The 19,847-nt window shown below is 48.2% G+C and carries 14 protein-coding genes and 1 pseudogene; 10 read left to right on the top strand and 5 right to left on the bottom strand.

Going from position 1 to position 19,847, the window contains the following annotated elements; genetic code table 11:
* Positions 1 to 48: 48 nt before the first annotated feature.
* The 4 genes and pseudogenes from gcvP (at position 49) to J3369_RS15020 (ending at position 5,514) form a co-directional block, all read left to right on the top strand.
* Positions 49 to 2,946 (top strand): aminomethyl-transferring glycine dehydrogenase, encoded by a 2,898-nt coding sequence (gcvP, locus tag J3369_RS15035; protein ID WP_349588325.1) that lies wholly within the window; start codon positions 49 to 51, stop codon positions 2,944 to 2,946.
* Between the two features lie 108 nt (positions 2,947 to 3,054).
* Positions 3,055 to 3,357, top strand: a pseudogene (locus tag J3369_RS15030) (transposase); the annotation flags it as partial.
* Between the two features lie 1,004 nt (positions 3,358 to 4,361).
* Positions 4,362 to 5,273, top strand: a complete 912-nt coding sequence (locus J3369_RS15025; RefSeq protein WP_349588322.1) for a hypothetical protein — start codon at positions 4,362 to 4,364, stop codon at positions 5,271 to 5,273.
* 1 nt (position 5,274) lies between these two features.
* Complete coding sequence (locus J3369_RS15020) at positions 5,275 to 5,514, top strand: hypothetical protein (RefSeq protein ID WP_349588320.1); 240 nt, start codon at positions 5,275 to 5,277, stop codon at positions 5,512 to 5,514.
* 382 nt (positions 5,515 to 5,896) lie between these two features.
* On the opposite strand, the gene J3369_RS15015 is transcribed toward J3369_RS15020, so the two are convergent.
* From J3369_RS15015 to J3369_RS15000, 4 genes are all read right to left on the bottom strand, one after another.
* Complete coding sequence (locus tag J3369_RS15015; protein WP_349588317.1) at positions 5,897 to 6,988, bottom strand: MBL fold metallo-hydrolase; 1,092 nt, start codon at positions 6,986 to 6,988, stop codon at positions 5,897 to 5,899.
* 16 nt (positions 6,989 to 7,004) lie between these two features.
* Entirely contained in the window at positions 7,005 to 7,871 is an 867-nt protein-coding gene (locus J3369_RS15010) for a CPBP family intramembrane glutamic endopeptidase (RefSeq protein WP_349588315.1), read from the bottom strand.
* Between the two features lie 5 nt (positions 7,872 to 7,876).
* Positions 7,877 to 8,455, bottom strand: a complete 579-nt coding sequence (locus tag J3369_RS15005; RefSeq protein ID WP_349588313.1) for a YceB family lipoprotein — start codon at positions 8,453 to 8,455, stop codon at positions 7,877 to 7,879.
* A gap of 80 nt (positions 8,456 to 8,535) precedes the next feature.
* Positions 8,536 to 9,180, bottom strand: a complete 645-nt coding sequence (locus J3369_RS15000; RefSeq protein WP_349588311.1) for an MBL fold metallo-hydrolase — start codon at positions 9,178 to 9,180, stop codon at positions 8,536 to 8,538.
* 128 nt (positions 9,181 to 9,308) lie between these two features.
* Between J3369_RS15000 and J3369_RS14995 the strand changes: the two genes are divergently transcribed.
* The 3 genes from J3369_RS14995 to J3369_RS14985 all read left to right on the top strand — a co-directional run bounded on the left by J3369_RS14995 (position 9,309) and on the right by J3369_RS14985 (position 13,536).
* Positions 9,309 to 11,402, top strand: a complete 2,094-nt coding sequence (locus J3369_RS14995; RefSeq protein WP_349589178.1) for a UvrD-helicase domain-containing protein — start codon at positions 9,309 to 9,311, stop codon at positions 11,400 to 11,402.
* 141 nt (positions 11,403 to 11,543) lie between these two features.
* A complete protein-coding gene (locus J3369_RS14990; RefSeq protein WP_349588309.1) occupies positions 11,544 to 12,161 on the top strand; it encodes a PEP-CTERM sorting domain-containing protein in 618 nt (205 codons plus the stop codon).
* Between the two features lie 121 nt (positions 12,162 to 12,282).
* Positions 12,283 to 13,536: a DEAD/DEAH box helicase gene (locus J3369_RS14985; RefSeq protein ID WP_349588307.1), complete on the top strand. Its 1,254-nt coding sequence runs from the start codon at positions 12,283 to 12,285 to the stop codon at positions 13,534 to 13,536.
* Positions 13,537 to 13,545: 9 nt separating this feature from the next.
* Here the strand turns inward: J3369_RS14985 and J3369_RS14980 are convergent, their stop codons facing one another.
* The gene (locus J3369_RS14980) at positions 13,546 to 14,694 is read right to left on the bottom strand and encodes an AI-2E family transporter (protein WP_349588304.1); all 1,149 of its coding nucleotides are present in this window, start codon (positions 14,692 to 14,694) and stop codon (positions 13,546 to 13,548) included.
* Positions 14,695 to 14,961: 267 nt separating this feature from the next.
* Here J3369_RS14980 and J3369_RS14975 point away from each other — a divergent pair, with 267 nt between their 5' ends.
* The 3 genes from J3369_RS14975 (at position 14,962) to J3369_RS14965 (ending at position 19,832) form a co-directional block, all read left to right on the top strand.
* Complete coding sequence (locus J3369_RS14975; RefSeq protein ID WP_349589175.1) at positions 14,962 to 16,584, top strand: PAS domain-containing sensor histidine kinase; 1,623 nt, start codon at positions 14,962 to 14,964, stop codon at positions 16,582 to 16,584.
* A gap of 97 nt (positions 16,585 to 16,681) precedes the next feature.
* Positions 16,682 to 17,497 carry a mechanosensitive ion channel family protein gene (locus J3369_RS14970; protein ID WP_349588302.1) on the top strand — a complete coding sequence of 272 codons (816 nt, stop codon included), beginning with the start codon at positions 16,682 to 16,684 and terminating at the stop codon, positions 17,495 to 17,497.
* Positions 17,498 to 17,840: 343 nt separating this feature from the next.
* On the top strand, positions 17,841 to 19,832 hold the full coding sequence (locus J3369_RS14965) for a pectate lyase family protein (RefSeq protein WP_349588300.1): 1,992 nt from the start codon (positions 17,841 to 17,843) through the stop codon (positions 19,830 to 19,832).
* Positions 19,833 to 19,847 lie beyond the last annotated feature (15 nt).

Below are 19,847 nucleotides of genomic sequence, written 5' to 3'. Positions count from 1 at the left end.
TTAAGCCCCTTTTGTTTTTATAACCCATTGCAAGTGCTTAACAAAACTATGTCGAATTCATCCCTTACTTTGGCTCAGTTAGAGCAAAAAAATGCCTTTATCCGCCGCCACGTCGGCCCGGGTGAAGAAGAAATTCAAGCCATGCTGGCATCTGTGGGCGCTGACTCACTGGATGATCTGATGGCACAAACTGTACCGGCAGCTATTCAACTGGATAAACCCATTGAAGTAGGTAGTGGCGAGACAGAAGTTGATGCACTGGCTGCACTGAAAGCCGTGGCTTCTAAAAACAAAATCAACCGCTCTTTTATCGGTATGGGTTATTACGACACCCACGTACCGAACGTTATTCTGCGTAACGTGCTGGAAAATCCGGGCTGGTACACGGCATACACGCCGTATCAACCTGAAATTGCCCAGGGCCGTCTTGAAGCCATTCTGAACTTCCAGCAGGTCACTATTGATTTGACCGGTCTGGAACTGGCCTCAGCCTCATTGCTGGACGAAGGCACAGCAGCCGCAGAAGCCATGGCTCTGGCCAGGCGTGTTTCGAAAAACAAAAAAGCGAACCTGTTCTTTATCGCTGATGATGTGCACCCGCAAACCAAAGACGTGGTAGAAACCCGCGCTGAAATGTTTGGTTTCGGTATCGTTACCGGTCCTGCAGAAGAAGCCGCAGAGCACGATGTGTTCGGTGCGCTGCTGCAATATCCGACTACCAGCGGTGAAGTAAAAGATATCAGTGACATCATTGCAGCGGTACAAGCCAAAAAAGGTATTGTTGCTGTAGCGGCAGATCTGATGAGCCTTGTTATGCTTAAATCGCCGGGCGAGCTGGGTGCTGACGTGGCACTGGGCAGTGCACAGCGTTTCGGTGTACCGATGGGTTACGGTGGTCCTCACGCTGCCTTCTTCGCTACCCGTGATGCGTACAAGCGTTCATTACCCGGCCGTATCATCGGTGTAAGTAAAGACACCCGTGGCCGTCCTGCACTGCGCATGGCGCTGCAGACCCGCGAACAGCATATCCGTCGTGAAAAGGCCAACTCTAACATCTGTACTGCACAGGTGCTGCTGGCCAACATGGCGTCTTTCTACGCCGTTTATCATGGTCCTGAAGGCCTGAAAACCATCGCTAACCGCATTCACCGTTTCGCTGATATTCTGGCAACCGGCTTAACGCAAAAAGGCGTTGCGCTGAAGCACAGCACTTTCTTCGATACGTTAACCGTGATGGTGGATAACAAAGCAGAAGTGCTTGAAGCGGCTTATGCCCGCGGCCTAAACCTGCGTGCCGATCTTGAAGGCGCTGTGGGTGTGTCGTTAGATGAAACCACCACCCGTGCAGATATTGCCGGCCTGTTCGATGTACTGCTGGGTGGCGATCACGGTTTAACCGTGGATGATCTGGACGCTGAAGTTACCACACAGGGCAGCCAGTCTATTCCTGCGGATCTGGTACGTACGTCTGATTTCCTGACTCATGATGTATTTAACTCGTATCACTCAGAAACTGAGATGCTGCGTTACATCAAGTCACTGGAAAACAAAGATTTAGCACTGAACCACTCAATGATTTCATTGGGTTCATGCACCATGAAACTGAACGCGACAGCCGAAATGATTCCGGTCACCTGGCCTGAGTTCGGTCAGCTTCACCCGTTTGCGCCAGTGGACCAGGCTTCCGGTTATCAGGAAATGATTGGTGAGCTGAGTGAGTGGCTGATTAACATCACCGGTTACGACGCATTATCTATGCAGCCTAACTCCGGTGCACAGGGTGAATATGCCGGTCTGCTGGCAATTCAGCGTTACCACGAAAGCCGTGGCGAAGGTCACCGTAATGTTTGTCTGATCCCAAGTTCAGCGCACGGTACAAACCCTGCTTCAGCACAAATGGTCAGCCTGAACGTGGTTGTTGTGGCGTGTGATAAGAACGGTAACGTTGATTTAGCTGACTTGCGTAAGAAAGCAGAAGAAGTGGGTGATAACCTGTCTTGTGCCATGATCACCTATCCGTCCACTCACGGTGTTTATGAAGAAACTATCCGTGAAATCTGCGACATCGTGCACCAGTACGGCGGTCAGGTTTACATGGACGGTGCCAACATGAACGCACAGGTAGGCGTTACGTCACCGGGCTTCATCGGCTCTGATGTATCGCACCTGAACCTGCACAAAACCTTCTGTATCCCTCACGGTGGCGGCGGCCCGGGTATGGGACCAATTGGTGTGAAATCACACCTTGCGCCTTTCCTGCCAAACCACGCAGTGGTAAACATTGAAGGTACAGGTAAAGATTGTGGTGCAGTATCAGCAGCGCCATGGGGCAGTGCATCTATTCTGCCAATCAGCTACATGTACATCAAAATGATGGGCTCGGAAGGTTTACGTAAAGCGACGGAAGTTGCCATCTTAAATGCTAACTACGTGGCGAAAGCGCTGGAAGGCCATTATCCGGTACTGTACAAAGGCCGTAACGGTCGTGTTGCTCACGAGTGTATTATCGACTTGCGTCAGCTTAAAGAAGCGTCCGGTGTGACCGAAATGGACATCGCCAAGCGTCTGAACGACTACGGTTTCCACGCACCGACCATGAGCTTCCCGGTAGCCGGCACGCTGATGATCGAGCCTACGGAATCTGAAGCCAAGTACGAGCTGGACCGCTTCATTGAAGCCATGGTCAGCATTCGCAACGAAATCGCCAAAGTGGAAAGCGGTGAGTGGGATTCCACAGACAACCCGCTGCACAACGCACCACACACGCTGGCCGACATTTGCGACAGCGACTGGACCCGCAGCTACGACCGTCAGGTCGCCGCTTACCCGGTTGAGTCTGTTGCCCGCAACAAGTTCTGGCCAAGCGTAAACCGTATCGACGACGTATACGGCGACCGCAACCTGATTTGCTCTTGTCCGGGTATTGAGAGCTATATTGAGGAGTGAGGTTTCTTAAGGGCATGGAATGAAGTTGGTTATTTTAATTAAGTGGGTTAACTAGTCATTCAAATCTCATTTAAGAAGGCGAGCCTATTGGTTCGCTTTTTTACTTAGGAAAAACGCGAAGAGCTGAAAGACACCGACGTGGAATGGCTGATAGCAGAGCGTCCCGGCAAAGTTCGGGCGATGAAGAAGCATCCCCGCAAGAATAAAACCGTCATCAACATCGAATATTTAAAAGCCAGCATTAGGGCGAAGGTAGAACACCCGTTCCGTATCATCAAATGTCAGTTTGGCTTTATCAAAGCACGCTATAAAGGGATGATGAAAAATGATTCACAGTTAGCCATGCTATTCACCTTGGCGAACCTGTTTAAAGTAGACCAGATGTTGCGACGACAGACAAGATATGTCTGAAATCCGGGAATAACCCGGAATTGGGCCGAAATTCGGCCTGAAACAGCGATATATTGGTCTAAATTGCAAAATAGAAGTTCAAAAATCACGCAGGTCGTGCAGCGGTTTAATTGAGCGCTAAATTGCGGGACTTATTCGCAGTTTCCTTAGATGAATTGTTCTTATATGTGACAAAATCAGGTAAGCCAGATCGTTACGATTCATAACATCAAAATCTGCACTAGACAGTGCATTATTCAAACGAGTGCTTGGAGACCGGTGAACGGCGCGTAGTTTTTCTGATGACTGATACGCGGGGGCTGACAGAACAACAATCTGCCAACGTTCATCGGCACAGACCTGATTGGCTATACTGAAGAGTAAAGAAAGAATAAAATGCGAGCCCCGTTCGCCGGAAAAACCGCCCAACACCCTCCCATAAATTGTTCTGCTTCCCTGCAACCTGAATGGAACTGGGGCAGTCCCGTAGTCTGCGTTCCTTGACTGAAAACTCACCAACTTCATTAGTTTCGTTTCAGTAAAAGTACTTATCCCTGTTGATGCCACCTGCACAGGGTATTTCTTATGTGCTGTGACAACTACGCAAACGTGTAACTTTATTAAAAACCACTCTTCCACTTAGCGCTTACTGTAGTGGCGACTGTTGAGTATGTGTGACTATAGTGACGCACATCATTTGTGCGGGTAGCCGTGTTTTGGTTTCAAATTGTTGATTTTGGTACCAGCTTGTATGATATTTGATTAGGGTTGCTGGTTCGGGGCCTTTATCTGCTCTGGCAGTAGGCAGTATTACTAGTCAGATATCTTTGTAAGCGGCATATTTTTTCAGAGAACAAACATAAAATTGTAGTTAATCTGCTGTGTACGCTTGTCTATATAACTGAATTTAAAGCAATGAGTTTAGTTGTTATACCATCAGGAAGAAGGGAAATTCTGTCGTCCCGTTCTGGTTTCTCAACAGCTGACTTGAAAATTAATCACGAATATGAATCTGGAGCGGAGTAATGGATTACCAGCGTTTATTGTCACTCGTAATGGTTACAATGATTGCGGCACTCATTGCCGGTTGTGAGTCGACTTTAAATGAGATTGTAAAATCTACCGGAGCGACCATCAATTCAGATGTTAAGCAGAAAGGAATTGTATTGGAAGTAGCGAAGAGCAAGGACGCAGGAAGTTTTTCTTATGGCGGAAAAGCAATAGGTCAAGGGCTCTTTGGCAGCTCTAAGCCTGATATGTCAGGGCATTCAGATTATCAGATAGGTACGGTTCTGTTAACTAATGACGACGAGAGCTTTTCAACATCCTTTAAAGCCAGCCCCTACTTTCTTTATTTGGTTATCACTGAAGTAACATCTAACCGCAGACAGATTGACTCTGCCATCGCTTCATTTAAAGAGAATTTTGAATCTTATGAATATCTGTCGCGACTGACTGATGATGCAGAATCGACAATCCCCTTTATTGCACCGGTAGAAAGTGATGAGAACCCCCTTTCTATCGAAAATTATTCTGTTTCTATGGCGCGTCAACTACAAAAGCGCTATCGGGGTACGGTACGCGATGCCTACGCTACGATTGCAATTTACGGTTCCGGGCAGGAATTATTCTCTACAGAGAATGTTGCTCCCGAAGAAATTTTTGTTATCAGTCTAGAGCCATATACGCCTTCTGAAATTGCAAATGTGATTAACAACGTTCGCCATAAAATGACGATCTCCCAGTCTCGTGCACCAATGACTTTATTTTCGTCAGCTCGGGCATCGGAGTCTGCACAACAACGCTCAGATGGCGACACTGAAAGCAAGCAAACGCCGACTCCCGCTGAGCGATTGAGGGCAATGCGGGAAAGCGAAATTTCATTAATTGCCAGGCAAATATTCAATGCCATCAGCAGTTGGAGAACCGGAGATTAATATGGAATTACTTGAAGCCTTTCTTAAAATTATCAGCGGCAGACTGGTTATTTTCAGTTTATTTGCTTCTGGCATTATTACTTGGTATTTCTCCACAACGCCAGCTGGTGCCAGTGTGCATCTTTTCTCTGGCACTTTTGTTTTCATCATTGCGGTGGTGTTGCTGGTAAAATACTTTTTTAAGGCTGTTTTGCTTCCGGTAATTAAAAAGTTCCGTGAGCGCAAAGGGGGCCAGGTATAAATCAGAAAATAATGCTGAATTTGATAAGTGCGGGTACTGGGCTCTTGGTGCTAAGTGCTGGTTTCATGCGCTGTTACCTTCCAATTACGATTCATAACTTTATTCCCAATATAATTTCGAACAAAACTCAGAACTTTGAAATTTACCTATGCTTACCAGTCCTATATGGTATTTCTGATGTCCGCTTCTGACCAAAATTAGAAGTAGGAATTGACATTGTTGAACGACAGCTAATTGTCTGAAGCGGACTACCCTGTAAGTGATTTCAGCGGTCAGTCATCGATAGAGAAACTGGGAAATATTCTACCTTTGCCAAAATATCACAGTTATTTTCTCTTGATCCGAGCTCATGGCCCGAATGCAAACTAATTCCAAGCCGATATTACAGCGCCACGCTCTCCCCTTCATTCAGGATTACTAATGGTAGCTTTGCATTAACCTCCTTATGCATTTTCAATAAACGTTTGAGCGGAGAGTGAGAGGAATGATCGCCCATTTGCCAGCTGGCATTTCCGTAGCCCCAAGGAATCATCACCTTGCAGCCAAGGTCCTCAGCGGCAACAAGGGCGTCTTCAGGTGTGGTATGAACATACCGGTACCACTTTCCATATTCCGGATGATAGTAGGATGCAATGGGCAATAAGCAAACATCTATACTGCCATATCGTTGCTTTATATCTTTAAAGTGGGGCGAGTATCCGGTGTCGCCTGCGAAAAGTAGCTTTTTGCCCTGGTGCTCAACTAGCCAGCCTCCCCACAGCGCTTTTTCGTTATCTTCGTAAATGAGAGGCACCGAGAAGCGGCTGTTGAAATGATGTGCAAGAACTGCACTTATGGTTGCTGCACCTTTCTGGTAATCACTGAACCAGCTCATTTCTTTGATGGAAAATCCGTTTTCTGGCAGGTAACTGGCAGTATCCTGATGCACAAAATATGTGGGTTCACTTCCAAGTTTTTTAATGTCCGCTTTGTTAAAGTGATCGTAGTGCAAATGTGAGTACAGCACTGCATCGATGCCTGATGTAGCTGAATCTGGCCAATCGGGTGGCTGTCGGATCATGCCGCCGCTTAATGCATGCAGCCAGTCTATGGGCCAGTCAAATTGCTCACTTACCGGGTCGAAGAGCAGCGTTGTGGAGTCTGGCAGTGTAACCAGAAAGCTGGCATGACCAAGCCAGGTTATATTGAAACCATATTCCTCTTCAATTTCCGGATTCTCGCCAATGAAGATGCAACGGCTATTGTCTTCGTCACACTTCAATTGTGGCGTATCGGGGTAACAGTTTTCTTCACAGGTTACCGGATATTCCTTTTCTCCCGGATAGCTATTTTGATATCTACCGTCACTTGCTTTGGCAACCGGGCCGGAATCAGAAAGTATTTTTTCTATCGAGTTTGGTTTTGAAAATACACTGCATCCGCTTAGTGAAATAGCGACGACAAGGCACGTGACAAGGTGGACTGCTGTTCTCATTTTTCTGTTCTTCACTTCATACATCCGTCATAGGATAAGTCAGCACCAGCATATGGGTGATATTCAGTAGCCAGTGTGTCAGTACGGCAAAAATAATGCGGCCGGTTAGCATATATACGGCACCGTAAAGTAACCCCGCCACTGTAGCGACAATCATGTAGCTGGTGCCGCCTGCAAAATGAGCGAGACCAAATACTGCGCTGGTTATAGTCAGTATCAGCAAAGTGCGGGTGGATGATGAAAGCGTGGCGGGCAGTTTATTGGTTACAAACTTAAACAGCAGGCCACGGAATAACAGCTCTTCTGCTACACAGGTGTTGATGAGGTTGGAAAGTGCGAGCAGCGGAAACCATGCCGGTACTGCCACTTGCCAGGTGACGATGCCTGTACTGACCGCAATCATTACAACGGCGCTGATACCACATGGCACTACCAAAGCCGGCATCCACCATCTAACCCGGGGGTTTGAGGGGAAGCTACGTTTAATAAGGGGGACAAAGCATAGTGCTGACCAGCTGAACAAGGCTTTGTCCACATTCAAATAAAAGCTGGCGGGTAAACTGCTGGCTTTCAGGGCAATGTTCTCTGCAATCAAAAGCCCCTGGTAGCCGGGCAGTTTATGGATGATGAGTCCTGCACTCAGCACGAACCACATTAATTGAAAGAGTCTGGTTATCCACGGGTTAGCCGGTTTACTCTGATGCGCACTCAGGCTCCGGGTGACATAAATATATAAAGCAACAAAAATCAGAAATACGGGAGACAGGGTAACGAAGCAGAGCGCTGACAGCAGCAGAAGAGGCAGGCCAAACTTTACCCATCGGGAAGCACTAAATGCGCTGGCAATGAGTAAAGCGGATACAACCAGATAGTATTCTGCCACCCGTATTATTCCGCGCTTTGCGGACGGAACACAATCTTCCCGGACTCAACGGTCATCGACAGTGGCATGTTTGTCAGCCACGCATAGCCGGAGGGGACGTTCTTCACTTCATACACCGGCTGATCCATTAAAAACTGATTCAGCAGCCCCATTACTTTACTGCTTACAGGCGCGAGATTGCCGCGATAGCCCATGGCATCCACGGTGGTGTCATTGAGCACCAGTGAGCGGATGAATACGGCTTTTTTGCTTGAGTCATAGTAAGGCATGCCTTCGACATCCAGTTTCACTTTGGCGGGGTAGGTCAGTCCCGGAACCGACAACGTGGCAGTGGCGTCAGCAATTAGCTGAATGGTCTGACGGTTGTCCGGCCCCACATTTACCTGCATGTCGTTGACCTCCAGCAGAATGGGAAGACCGACGACAGAAGCCTGTTCCTGCAGGCTGGTAACCTGCTTATCCAGTTCCCGTTGCAGGTCCGCGCTGGTTACGCTGTAAGACGCAAGAGAAGCCAGCGTGCTGCAACCGGCGATGATGATACACACTAAAACCACTAACAGCCGGCTGGCTGATATTTTATTCATAAAGACTCCGGATTAGATACAAAAAGCCGGCTAACGAGCGCGGTTTGCGCTAAATGTGTTTTGCCGGCGGGACGGTCACATCAACCAAACTTACTGTCTGCCACAAAGGGGTTGGTTTTGCGCTCATGCCCGATGGTGCTGGTCGGGCCGTGGCCGGGATACACTTTCATTTCATCAGGCAGGGTAAGCAGCTTGCTGCGGATACTGTCGATGAGTTGCTGGTGATTTCCCTGTGGAAAATCCGTACGACCAATGGAACCTGCAAACAGGATATCGCCCACAATGACCGTGTTTGTGGTTCTTTCCACCAGTGCCACATGACCGGGTGTATGGCCGGGACAGTGCAGCACCTCAAGTGTAAGGTTGCCCACTGTTATTGTGTCGTTGTCGTTCAGCCACTGATCCGGCGCAAACGGTGTTGCAGGCGGAAAGCCAAACATCTGGCTCTGCATTGGCAGGCCGTCGAGCCAGAATTTATCGCCGGTATGCGGGCCGATAACCGGCACATTGTAATGTGATGCCACTTCGGTCGTCGCGCCTACGTGGTCAAGGTGTCCGTGGGTGAGGATGACTTTTTCTATGGTTACACCATTTTGCGTTACCGCATCGTACAGTTTACTGCTGTCGCCACCGGGATCGACAAGTGCCCCTTTCATGGTGTCAGGATCCCAGATGAGGGAGCAATTTTGTGCAAAGGGAGTAACAGGAATAACGCGTATGTTCACAGGGTGGCCCGGCAAAAGTGTTTCCCGCATTCTAGCAACAGCACAGCAAGAACTGAAGATAGTGTAGAATACCGGTTTTCATTCCTGCACAGTGATGCACAAAAGAAAGGACGTTGTTGTTGTCAGACATGGCTGTCCGGCCTAATTTTGCCGGCAAATTATTTGGTAAACCTACACTCACCCTCACTAAAGAAAACCTGGTTTTTACTCATCGCGGCAGAAAAGACAGATATCTTCCGTTGGCCTCAGTCCGCACGTTATTTAAGGTAAAGAAACGGTTTTTGGGTGATGAACTGCGACTGGAAGGTGTAAAAACGACAGTCCGCTACCGGTTCCTTAAGTCTGAAAATGTGGAGGCGTTACAGGCAGCAGCGAATAAAATCATCCGCAGGCATTTAAAGGCCTATTTGCAGGCTGTCTTTACTGAGTTTAATGACAGCGTAAAGCTGCAATACCCTAAAGACTCGCAGGAAGAAGCACTGCGTTCGCTTATTGATTCCCTGTACAGAGATTACAGTAATTATCAGGCTGACTGGCAATCCATGCTTTCGGCAGATGCTATTGCAGCGGTGAAAGATATTCTGAGTCTGTACCCCTTCGATATGGCAAAGTTGCGGTCGTATCACGAGCAAATGCAATTGAAAGCCCGCTGTGGATTTTTTGATACGGTTGAGTCGAACCCCTTAACCACTAAACAGCGTCTGGCGGTGCTGCGTTCCAACGACAGAAACATGGTACTGGCGGCTGCCGGTACAGGGAAGACCTCGGTCATGGTGGCAAAAACGCTGGACTTGATTGACCGCGCTCTGGCAAAGCCGCAGGACATTCTGGTGCTCGCCTATAACCGTTCTGCGTCCCTGGAGCTGAAAGCGCGTTTGCTGGATAAAGCGCAGACACACGCTATTAAACTGGATACTGAGCCGCAGATTGGGACGTTTCATGCGCTTGGCCGGCAGATTTTGCAGGAGGCAGGGCGTTCCACACAAATCAGTGTATTTGCTGAAAACAGCGCGGAATTAAAGATGTGGATAGCGCAATGGATGCATGAGTACACCGCAGAAGACGCTGCCCGCAAACAGCTGTTGATTACCATGCTTTCTGTACAGGAAGGTCGGGAGACGCAACTAAGCGGGCAGGCGCTGATAACTGCCGCGACAGAACTGCTTACTAAAGCTTTGCAGGCAATGCGGGTAGAGGGATTAAACAGAACAGGTGTCAGTAAACGGCTGACGGAGGCGGGCATTAAACCGGCAGGGAAAATTGCAGGTTTACTCAGTGCGCTTCATAAAGACTACGTTAACGAACTTAAGCGGCAGGATTGCATCGATTTTGATGATTTGATCACCCGGGCCACAGAGTTAGTTGAAAAAGGGACGTTTATCCCGCGCTGGAAATACATTCTGGTAGATGAATTTCAGGATATTTCTGCGTCAAGGATGGCGCTGATCACAGCGTTGGTGGATAGAGCAAAGGCAAACGGTGTGGCAACATCGCTTACGGTGGTGGGAGATGACTGGCAGTCTGTTTACCGGTTCTCCGGCGGCAAGCTTTCGCTGACCACCCGCTTCGGGAAAGTAGCCGGCAGCTATACCGAAACCAAACTGCAAAAAACGTTTCGCTACAACAACAGCATCGCTGATACCGCCGGTCAATTTATCATGGAAAATCCGGAGCAGTTCAGGAAGTCCATCGACACGCATACCAAAACGGATACGCCGCAGATCTTTCTACTGGATGATAAACCTGGCAAAGAAAACGGGGTATACGAGCGCATAGCGGAAGTCGTCAGCAAAATCCGCAGCAATGAACCTGAAAGTACAGTGGCGGTGATTGCCCGCTATAACTTTCTGCTGGATGAAGCAAAACACGCATTGAGCAAACAAAACCTGAATAACAATGTGCGTTTCTGGAGTTTTCACAAATCTAAAGGGCTGGAAGCAGATCACTGCATTCTGATTGGGTTTTCCGGAGGCAAGAACGGATTTCCGGGCTCTGGCAGGGAAGACGGGCTTATCGAAGCACTGCTGCCATCGTCTGATACTTATCCCCACGCCGAAGAAAGGCGGCTGATGTATGTGGGACTCACCCGCGCGAAGCACAAGTGTTACATCATTGCTGATATCGTTTCGCCGTCAGAGTTTGTCACCGAACTGCTTTGTCCGAAATACAACGTCAGTGTTGCATCTGCGGCAATTTCGTTTATGAAATCAGCAGAATTTTAATTGTCTGTTTTTTTTACAAGGGTTTGTTCTTAATGCTGGTTTTTGAGATTTAGTTGTTATTTATCAATTGTTTAAAAGTTGGCACTTATTGTGCTAAATCCATCATGTAGTGTAGTAATCTAACCCGAAGGAAGAGTAAACATGAGAAGTTTGTTAGTTTTTGTTTGTAGTATCTTAGCCGCGTCTGCAAATGCAGGTTTAATCAACTATACCGACGAAGCCTCTTTTTTGGCAGACGCCGGTACAGGTCTTACTTTAATCGATTTTGACAGCACCGGTGGTGTGATGACATCTTACAGTGATTCAGGTGTCACGTTTGATACTAACGGTTCGGAGTCGGATGATATAATCATTGGTGATTATGCTGTTACAGGTTCATCTCAGATTTATTCAAACTATTATGCAAATAATCTGATTTTCACTTTTGCAGGCACTGGTATTAATGCTTTCGGTTCGGACATCTTTTCCCTCTATAGCGGCAGCACCTTATCATTTGAATTACTGCTGTCTGATACAACCACAGAAGTTGTGACAGTTGATTCTGCAGATGGCTACTTCGCCACCATTCTTAATGGCGGGAATTATATTACTCAGGTAACTGTTAATTCTCTTTCTGCACAGGCTGAAGGTCTGGATAACTTCTACTTCGGTACTGTTGCCGCGTCAACCCCGTCAACGTCAGTGACTGAGCCTGCAACACTAGGTGTACTTGCGTTGGGCTTAAGCGGTTTGGTAGGCCTGAGAAGACGCCAGCGTTAATCTAACGTTCACATTTTTTAAAAACGAAAAGTCTGCTTCCGGCAGACTTTTTTGTTTTATTACCCGATAAATTCATTGATCAGGTACAATGCGCCCGTTTAGTGATTGCAAGGTGCGGGTTATGGGATTTTCAGATTTAGGTTTAAACAGTCAGTTGCTGGCTGTGCTCGATAAATTGGGCTACCACACTTCCACACCTGTGCAACAGGCGGCTATCCCTCATGTGCTGGCGGGACGGGACGTGATGGCCGGTGCACAAACCGGTACGGGAAAAACGGCTGCTTTTGCGCTGCCGCTTATCCAGCGTTTACTGGAGCAGGATGCCGGTGAAAAAGCACTTCGTGTGCTGGTGCTCACGCCTACCCGTGAACTGGCCCACCAAGTTTATCAGAGCTTTGTGAAATACAGTGATGGCCTGGGGGTCAATACCGTAGTCGCTTATGGCGGTGTCAGTATTAATCCGCAAATTGAAGCTTTAAGTGCGGGGTGCGATGTGCTGGTGGCAACGCCGGGACGCTTACTGGAACTGGCTATCAAAGAACTGATTGATTTGAGCACGCTGCAGACTTTTGTGCTTGATGAGGCCGACCGCATGCTGGATATGGGGTTTATTACTGATATTAAGCGGATATTAAAGCGCTTGCCTGAACGGCGTCAGACCCTGTTCTTTTCTGCCACATTTAATGATGAAGTGTATGCACTGAAAGACTCGCTGCTCACCGCGCCGGAACTGATTGAAGTTGCGCCGCGCAATGCCACGGCAGATAAAGTGGAGCAACGCTTTTACGAAGTAGATAAAAAGTGTAAAGCCGGCCTGGTAGCCTACATGATTGGTGCTAAAAACTGGCAGCAGGTGCTTATTTTTACCCGTACAAAGCAGGCGGTGGATGAACTGGTTGCTGAGCTGGAAAAAGACGGGATCAGTGCCGCCGGTGTACATGGTGATAAGTCTCAGGGCGCGAGAGAGCGGGGGCTTGATGCATTTAAAGCCGGACAGGTGCGGGCGCTGGTAGCCACTGACGTTGCGGCACGGGGGCTGGATATTCAGTCTTTGCAATACGTCATTAACTATGAGTTACCTTATAACGCTGAAGACTATATCCACCGTATTGGCCGCACGGGACGTGCCGGTCAGGCTGGTATCGCGGTATCGTTGCTTTGTAGCAAAGAAAAGTATCTGCTTGAAGAAATTGAAAAGCTCACCGGCGACAGCGCAGTATTACAGTGGGAGCCGGGGTTTGAGCCTGATCCGTCGGGTCAGGAAGACGCTTCCGGCAGCCAGCGACCGTTATCGAAAAAAGCCCTCAGAGCGAAAGCATTGGGTCAGGATAATAAAGGCAAGCGTAAATCTGGCAAGCCCCGCCGCCGGCGCTGAACCGGCGGTCTATTTCGACTCGATCAGCTTGACCCAGTGGGGCAGACTGCCAAGATTTTCGAGGATAATTTTAAAACTCATCAGAATGGGCACAGCAAGCAGTACACCCACAACGCCCCACAGCCAGCCTGCTACCGACAGCCAGAGAATGATGATAAGCGGATTCAACCGCATACTTCTTCCCAATACGGTAGGCGTGACAAGCTGAGACTCAACAGCATTTATACACATAAAAGCAAACGCCGGTAACAGTGCTGACGCAACCAGTCCGAACTGCACCACTCCGGCAACCAGCAATACGCTGCAACTTACCAGGCCACCAAGGTAGGGGACGAAATTCAGCAGCGCCACCAGTGAACCCCATAAAATCGCATCTTCAACGCCGATGTAGGTGAGGGCAACAGCCGTGGCGACGCCGAGCAGACCGTTGATCATACTCACCGTTACAATGTAAGCAGACAGCTCCCGCTGTATATGGTTTACCAGAACCAGCGCACGGCGCTTGTTGGTGACTACCGGAAAGTCGCGGATGAACACATTAAACAGTGCGGGGCCGTACACCAGCAGGAAAAAGATAAGGATCATACAGCCAAAAATTTGTGCCAGCAGCAGGGGAGCTGTACTCATTATGGTGATAGCGATTTCCATCCCGCTTTGCTTCAGTTTGCCGGTAACGATGTTTTCCTGCGGTTGTTCCGGCTTGACTTCTTCATCATCACTGAACCAGTCAAAAAAGGATTTATCTTCTTTTTCGGCAGGCGGAGCGGGCTCCTGCATGGTGAGGCTGTCACTTAATTCTTCCACTTCTGTAACCACTTCACCGGCAATCTTAGGCAGCGAGTGCATCCACCGTCCGGCAGGTTCTGCCAGTTCTAACCCCAAAAAAGTGAAAGGCGCTACCAGCAATATCATGAGTACCGAGGCGGACAGGGACGGCGGAACATAGAATTTTCTGCCAATGCGGACCAGCGGGCTAAGCAGCAGCGCAATAAATGCGGAAAAGAACAAAGGGATGAGCAGCGATTTGGCAAGATACAGGGTGTAAATCACCGCCAGCATCAGCAAGGTTTTTAGCAACCGTGTTTGTCTTGCTTCACGTAAATAGGGAACAGAGCGACTGTCGCTGATTGTCCTTTTTTTTAATGTCTTGCTTTCCATTACCCGGTCCCTGCCTGTGCCCGCTTTGATACTAGATTGTCATGCAATGATTACGCTAACTGAATCGTTCGGTTCACCTGACAATGAAATGATTCGACATGGTAAAACCTGCGGCATTAGACGAATTACCCGGGGCGGGCAGTGGCAAACTGCCGTTTCTTTGCTAATTTTAAACAATATTTTTAACCGATATGTAATATCAATTCTGTTGCAGCCCAGAGCCTTATTTTTGCTGCGCCGGAGCTTTATTTTGCAGGTATTGCCGTGATGAATGACGTAAACGATCGTGAGAACGGATTCGAAACAGTTTTCAGAAATTCAAAAGATGGTCTGGCAATTTTTAAGAATGAAGTCTTTGTAGATTGCAATGATTCCATGCTGGCACTGGTAGGTGTTGAGGAAAGGGAAGACTTTATCGGTAAAACACCTTTCGATTTTTCCCCTGAAACGCAATACGGCGGCATGTCTTCGGTGAAGAAGGGGCTGACACTGGTGGCCAAATGCCAGCAAGAGGGGAGTGTGCGCTTTGAATGGATTGTAAAGCGTGCCGTCGGCGATACCCTGTGGGTGGAAATCATCCTGACCAAAATGGTCATGAACGGCGAGGATGTGATTTATGCCAACTGGCGGGATATTTCTGAAAAGAAAGCCCTGGAGCTGGAACTGGCAGAGCAGAAAAATACCTTTGAAACGTTGTTTAATGATTCCAAAGATGGCCTGAGTCTGCTTGTTGATAACAAGTTTATTGATTGCAATAAAGCTCTGCTGGATATGTTCGGTTATACCTCAAAAGAAGAAATACTAGGCCTCACGCCAATGGATCTCTCACCGGAGTATCAAGGCGACGGCCGCCGTTCTGTAGATGTGGTGGCTGACAATGCCAGGCAGGTCGCCGGCTATGGTAATAAAACACTGGAATGGCAGCATCAGCGCGTGGACGGTTCACTTTTCTGGACTGAAATTATCGTCATTGAAATTAAATTGAATGGCGGGCCGGCCATTTATGCCATCACCCGTGATATTTCTGAAAAGAAAACTCTGCAGGAAAAAATCATCAGCAGAAATGAAGCGCTGAATGCAACGAACCGCAGTTTGTCGGAAACCATTGAAAGCCTGAAGCAGGCGCAAAGCAAGCTGGTGGAATCAGAAAAAATGGCCAGCCTCGGGTCGCTGGTTGCCGGTGTGGCTCATGAGATTAATACGCCGGTGGGTATAGGTCTTACCGGCATTACCCAACTGATGGAAGAGTGCCGCGATATCCATGCCCGTTACGAAAAGGGAAACCTGACAGAAAACGATTTTGAAGATTATCTCAACAGCGCCAGTGAACTGGCTGGCATGATAAAGAAGAATATCGACAGAACGGCCCAGCTGGTGCGCAGCTTTAAGCAGGTGGCTGTTGATCAAACCAGTGAAGAAGATCGCGAAGTCAATCTCAGTCAGTATCTTGATGAGATCCTGTTCAGCCTGGGGTCTGTGTTACGTAAGGCGAATGTGGTTGTGGCGACCGAATGCCGCGACGACATGAACGTGATTACTAACCCCGGCCTGCTTTCACAGGTCATCACCAATCTGATTGTGAACTCTGTCAATCACGGCTTTAAGGACCGAGAGTCAGGGAATATCTCCATGGCAATCAGTGAACAGGAAGATGATATGTACCTGCTGCAATACCGGGATAACGGCAAGGGGATCAGTAAGGAAAATCTGAGCCGGATTTTCGACCCGTTTTTTACCACTAACCGGGGTCACGGCGGCACGGGTCTGGGGCTGAATATTACGTACAATATCGTGACTAATGCCCTGGGCGGTTCAATTGCGTGTAACAGCACAGAGAATGAAGGCGTTGAATTTGTCATCAGATTCAAAGTGAAGGCCCGCCTCAATTAGTACACAGGCGGTTTAAAAAGCACGGGCTGTAAGTTGTTAAACTTTTCGTTGTTGTTTATTCTTTAAGACAATAAAAAAACTTAGATAATAAGCGGTTATGGAAGAAGAATTACAACAGGCGCAGGCCATATACGATACCCTCATTGAGTTCGCGGTGACATACAGTTTTCAGATCCTCGGCGCTCTGATTATTTTGTTCACCGGCTGGTGGATGGCGGCGAAGATAGGCGATATAGTCGAGAACCTGATGACCGGCCGCAATATCGATATTACGCTCAGCCGGTTCACCGGCGGGGCCTGTAAGATTATCGTGCTGGCGCTGGTGATTATCATTGCCCTGGGTAATATCGGTATCAGCGTAACGCCGTTAATTGCTGCTGTCGGTGCCGTTGGCCTTGGTGCAGGCCTGGCGATTCAGGGCATGCTGGCAAACTATGCTGCGGGCTTTACCATCATCATCACCCGGCCTTTTGTTCTCGGCGATACTATTCAGGTCAGAGGCGTGTCCGGTGTGGTCGATAAAGTGATGCTGCCTTACACCATTCTGATTGACGAAGATAACGTACACATTCAGATCCCTAACAAACTGATTGTGGGTGAAATTCTGCATAACTCTGCCGAACAGATGCTTATTGAACTGGAAGTCGGTGTTGCTTACTCCAGTGATGTGGATGCTGTTATTGATGTGCTGCAGCAGGCAGTGAAAGCTGTGGAAGGGATCAGCGATGAGAAAGCGCCGGCAATCGGCGTCGACAACTTCGGTGACAGCAGCATAAATTTTGGTGTCCGTGTCTGGGCACTTACTACCCGTCACTTTGAAATCAAATATGCACTGAATAAAGCCATCTATGATGCGCTGAAGCGTGCTGAAGTTGAGATCCCGTTCCCGCAACGGGAAGTCAGAATGCTGTAAAAAGCGTCTGTTTTTCTCTTTATCAAAACGAACCGCGAGGTTCGTTTTTTTTCATACCAATTTTTTATTCTCCGGCATCATACCCAACACAATTTAACAATTTATTCTCATTTTAATTTAAATGAAAAGACTAATCATTTCTATTTGCTCTTGTGAAAGGTATGAAGTAGAACACGTAATGTAGTATGAAATCAGAAGCTGCGCCGGTGGACAACGTGATTTTATTCAATTGTGAATAAATCCGGACGGACAACATGCTTCTGCACTTTAAACCGTAATCCGGAGCCGGCAGCACATAAAGAAAGCCGGCGCAGTACGTATTACACAATCACGCGGAGGTTTTATGAAATATAAAGCATCGAAAATAGCGTTTTGTATCGGACTTGCGACCATACCGGTATCTTTACCCGGACTGGCTGCAACAGGTTTCGCCACTCAGAATGGCGGCACTACCGGAGGTCAGGGGGGAAATGTGGTTATTGTCTCCAGCGGTACCGGCATTCATGAGGCGCTTTGTAATCGCAGCAGTAGCGATGAGCCGATTATTATTCAGGTTCAGGGCACCGTGAATCATGGAAATACCAGTAAAGTATCCGGAGACAGTTGTAATACTGCGGAAGATAAAATTGAAATCAAAGATGTAAGTAACATTACCCTGATCGGTGTGGGCAGCGGGGCGTTGTTTGATCAACTGGGAATACATATTCGTAATGCTTCCAACATCATTATTCAGAACGTGCACGTGCGCAATGTTAAGAAATCAGGCTCTCCGGTTTCTAACGGCGGTGATGCTATCGGCATGGAATCTACAGTCAGAAATGTCTGGGTGGACCACGTTACTCTTGAAGCCAGCGGCGGTGAGAGTGAGGGGTACGATGCATTATTCGACATAAAAGCCGATACCAGATATGTAACTCTGTCTTACAGTATTTTGAAAAATTCAGGTCGGGGAGGTCTGGTAGGCTCAAGTGATTCAGACGATCAGAACGGGCCGGTTACCTATCACCACAACCTCTATCAGAATATTGATTCGCGCACGCCTTTACTGCGTCATGCCACTGCTCATGCCTACAACAACCACTATGTGAGTATCAATGAGTCTGGTATGAATCCGCGGATTGGCGGGGAGATCCGGGCCGAGAACAACTATTTCGAAGACTCTAAAGATGTACTGGGTACGTTCTATACCAACGATATGGGTTATTGGCAGGTCAGCGGAAATATCTTTGATAACATCACCTGGACATCATCCGGTGATAAGAATTATCCTGCCGGCCCCAACCCGTCATCCACGACATCCATCAGTATTCCCTATAGCTATAGCTTAGATGACGCCAGTTGTGTGCCTTCAATTATTGCTGCTACCGCAGGCGCTAATAAAGGGCTGGCTGTATCTGATGGTGACTGCTCTACAACCACACCTCCGGATAATGGTGGCGGCGATGGTGGCGGCGATAACGGCGGTGGTGATAACGGCGGAGGCGGTTCCGGCACCGGTACAAATCTGGCGTTGTCTGCAGCGGCAGATGGCAGTAGTAAAGCCAGTGGTACAAGCTACGGAAACGTTATCGATGGTGATACCAGTACCTACTGGTCACCCAATGGCTCAACCGGCACCATTAATGTGAAAAACCTGAATACTACGGTAAATGCTGTACGGATTGTATCAGCCGCCGGCTATGAAAACGCGGTTACCGGCTGGGCTGTGGTGAATTACGACACAGGAGTCACTCTGGCCAGTGGCGGTGCAGTGCCTGACGTAATTTCTTTTAGCGATACCAATCTGAATAAAATCAGTTTCGTGATCCAGTCTTCATCTTCACAACCCCGTGTAGCTGAATTTGAGGTTTATAACGGTTACAGCTCCGGAGGAGGCAGCGGCGGAAACGGTAACAATGGTATGGTTAACGGCACTTATCAGATTAGCCCGGTTCATAGTGGTAAAGCGATAGATATCACCGGTTGCGGAACTGCAAATCTCACGAATGTGCAGCAGTATGCATGGCTTAATAATGATTGTCAGAAATTCGCCATATCGCAGGTAGACGGGATCTGGCATCGTATTTCGCCGCTAAATGCACCGGCTAAGTCATTGGATGTTAATACCTCCGTTGCCGGTAACGGTGCCACTGTCATCCTCTACGACTACTGGGGTGGTGACAACCAGCTATTCCGCTTCCAGTCGGCCGGAACCGGCAGATGGCGAATCATTCCTAAGTGGAGTGAGTTGTGCCTGGACGTCAGCGGTAATTCAGCGGCAGATGGTGCAGATATTGTGCAGTGGACCTGTACAGCCGGAGCCGAAAATCAAATGTTTGAACTCATCAGTCAGTAGTACATCATGCAGACC

The sequence above is a fragment of the Alteromonas sp. NFXS44 genome (assembly GCF_040148705.1).
Classification (GTDB): domain Bacteria; phylum Pseudomonadota; class Gammaproteobacteria; order Enterobacterales; family Alteromonadaceae; genus Alteromonas.
Note: the sequence above shows the minus strand (reverse complement) of the source record. Positions and strands in the feature narration are given on the sequence as shown.

Bases quoted from the DNA above. Each gene is read 5' to 3' on its own strand.
- gcvP (WP_349588325.1), top strand. From the start codon at position 49: ATGTCGAATTCATCCCTTACTTTGGCTCAGTTAGAGCAAAAAAATGCC.
- J3369_RS15025 (WP_349588322.1), top strand. From the start codon at position 4,362: ATGGATTACCAGCGTTTATTGTCACTCGTAATGGTTACAATGATTGCG.
- J3369_RS15020 (WP_349588320.1), top strand. From the start codon at position 5,275: ATGGAATTACTTGAAGCCTTTCTTAAAATTATCAGCGGCAGACTGGTT.
- J3369_RS15015 (WP_349588317.1), bottom strand. From the start codon at position 6,988: ATGAGAACAGCAGTCCACCTTGTCACGTGCCTTGTCGTCGCTATTTCA.
- J3369_RS15005 (WP_349588313.1), bottom strand. From the start codon at position 8,455: ATGAATAAAATATCAGCCAGCCGGCTGTTAGTGGTTTTAGTGTGTATC.
- J3369_RS14995 (WP_349589178.1), top strand. From the start codon at position 9,309: ATGGCTGTCCGGCCTAATTTTGCCGGCAAATTATTTGGTAAACCTACA.
- J3369_RS14990 (WP_349588309.1), top strand. From the start codon at position 11,544: ATGAGAAGTTTGTTAGTTTTTGTTTGTAGTATCTTAGCCGCGTCTGCA.
- J3369_RS14985 (WP_349588307.1), top strand. From the start codon at position 12,283: ATGGGATTTTCAGATTTAGGTTTAAACAGTCAGTTGCTGGCTGTGCTC.
- J3369_RS14980 (WP_349588304.1), bottom strand. From the start codon at position 14,694: ATGGAAAGCAAGACATTAAAAAAAAGGACAATCAGCGACAGTCGCTCT.
- J3369_RS14975 (WP_349589175.1), top strand. From the start codon at position 14,962: ATGAATGACGTAAACGATCGTGAGAACGGATTCGAAACAGTTTTCAGA.
- J3369_RS14970 (WP_349588302.1), top strand. From the start codon at position 16,682: ATGGAAGAAGAATTACAACAGGCGCAGGCCATATACGATACCCTCATT.
- J3369_RS14965 (WP_349588300.1), top strand. From the start codon at position 17,841: ATGAAATATAAAGCATCGAAAATAGCGTTTTGTATCGGACTTGCGACC.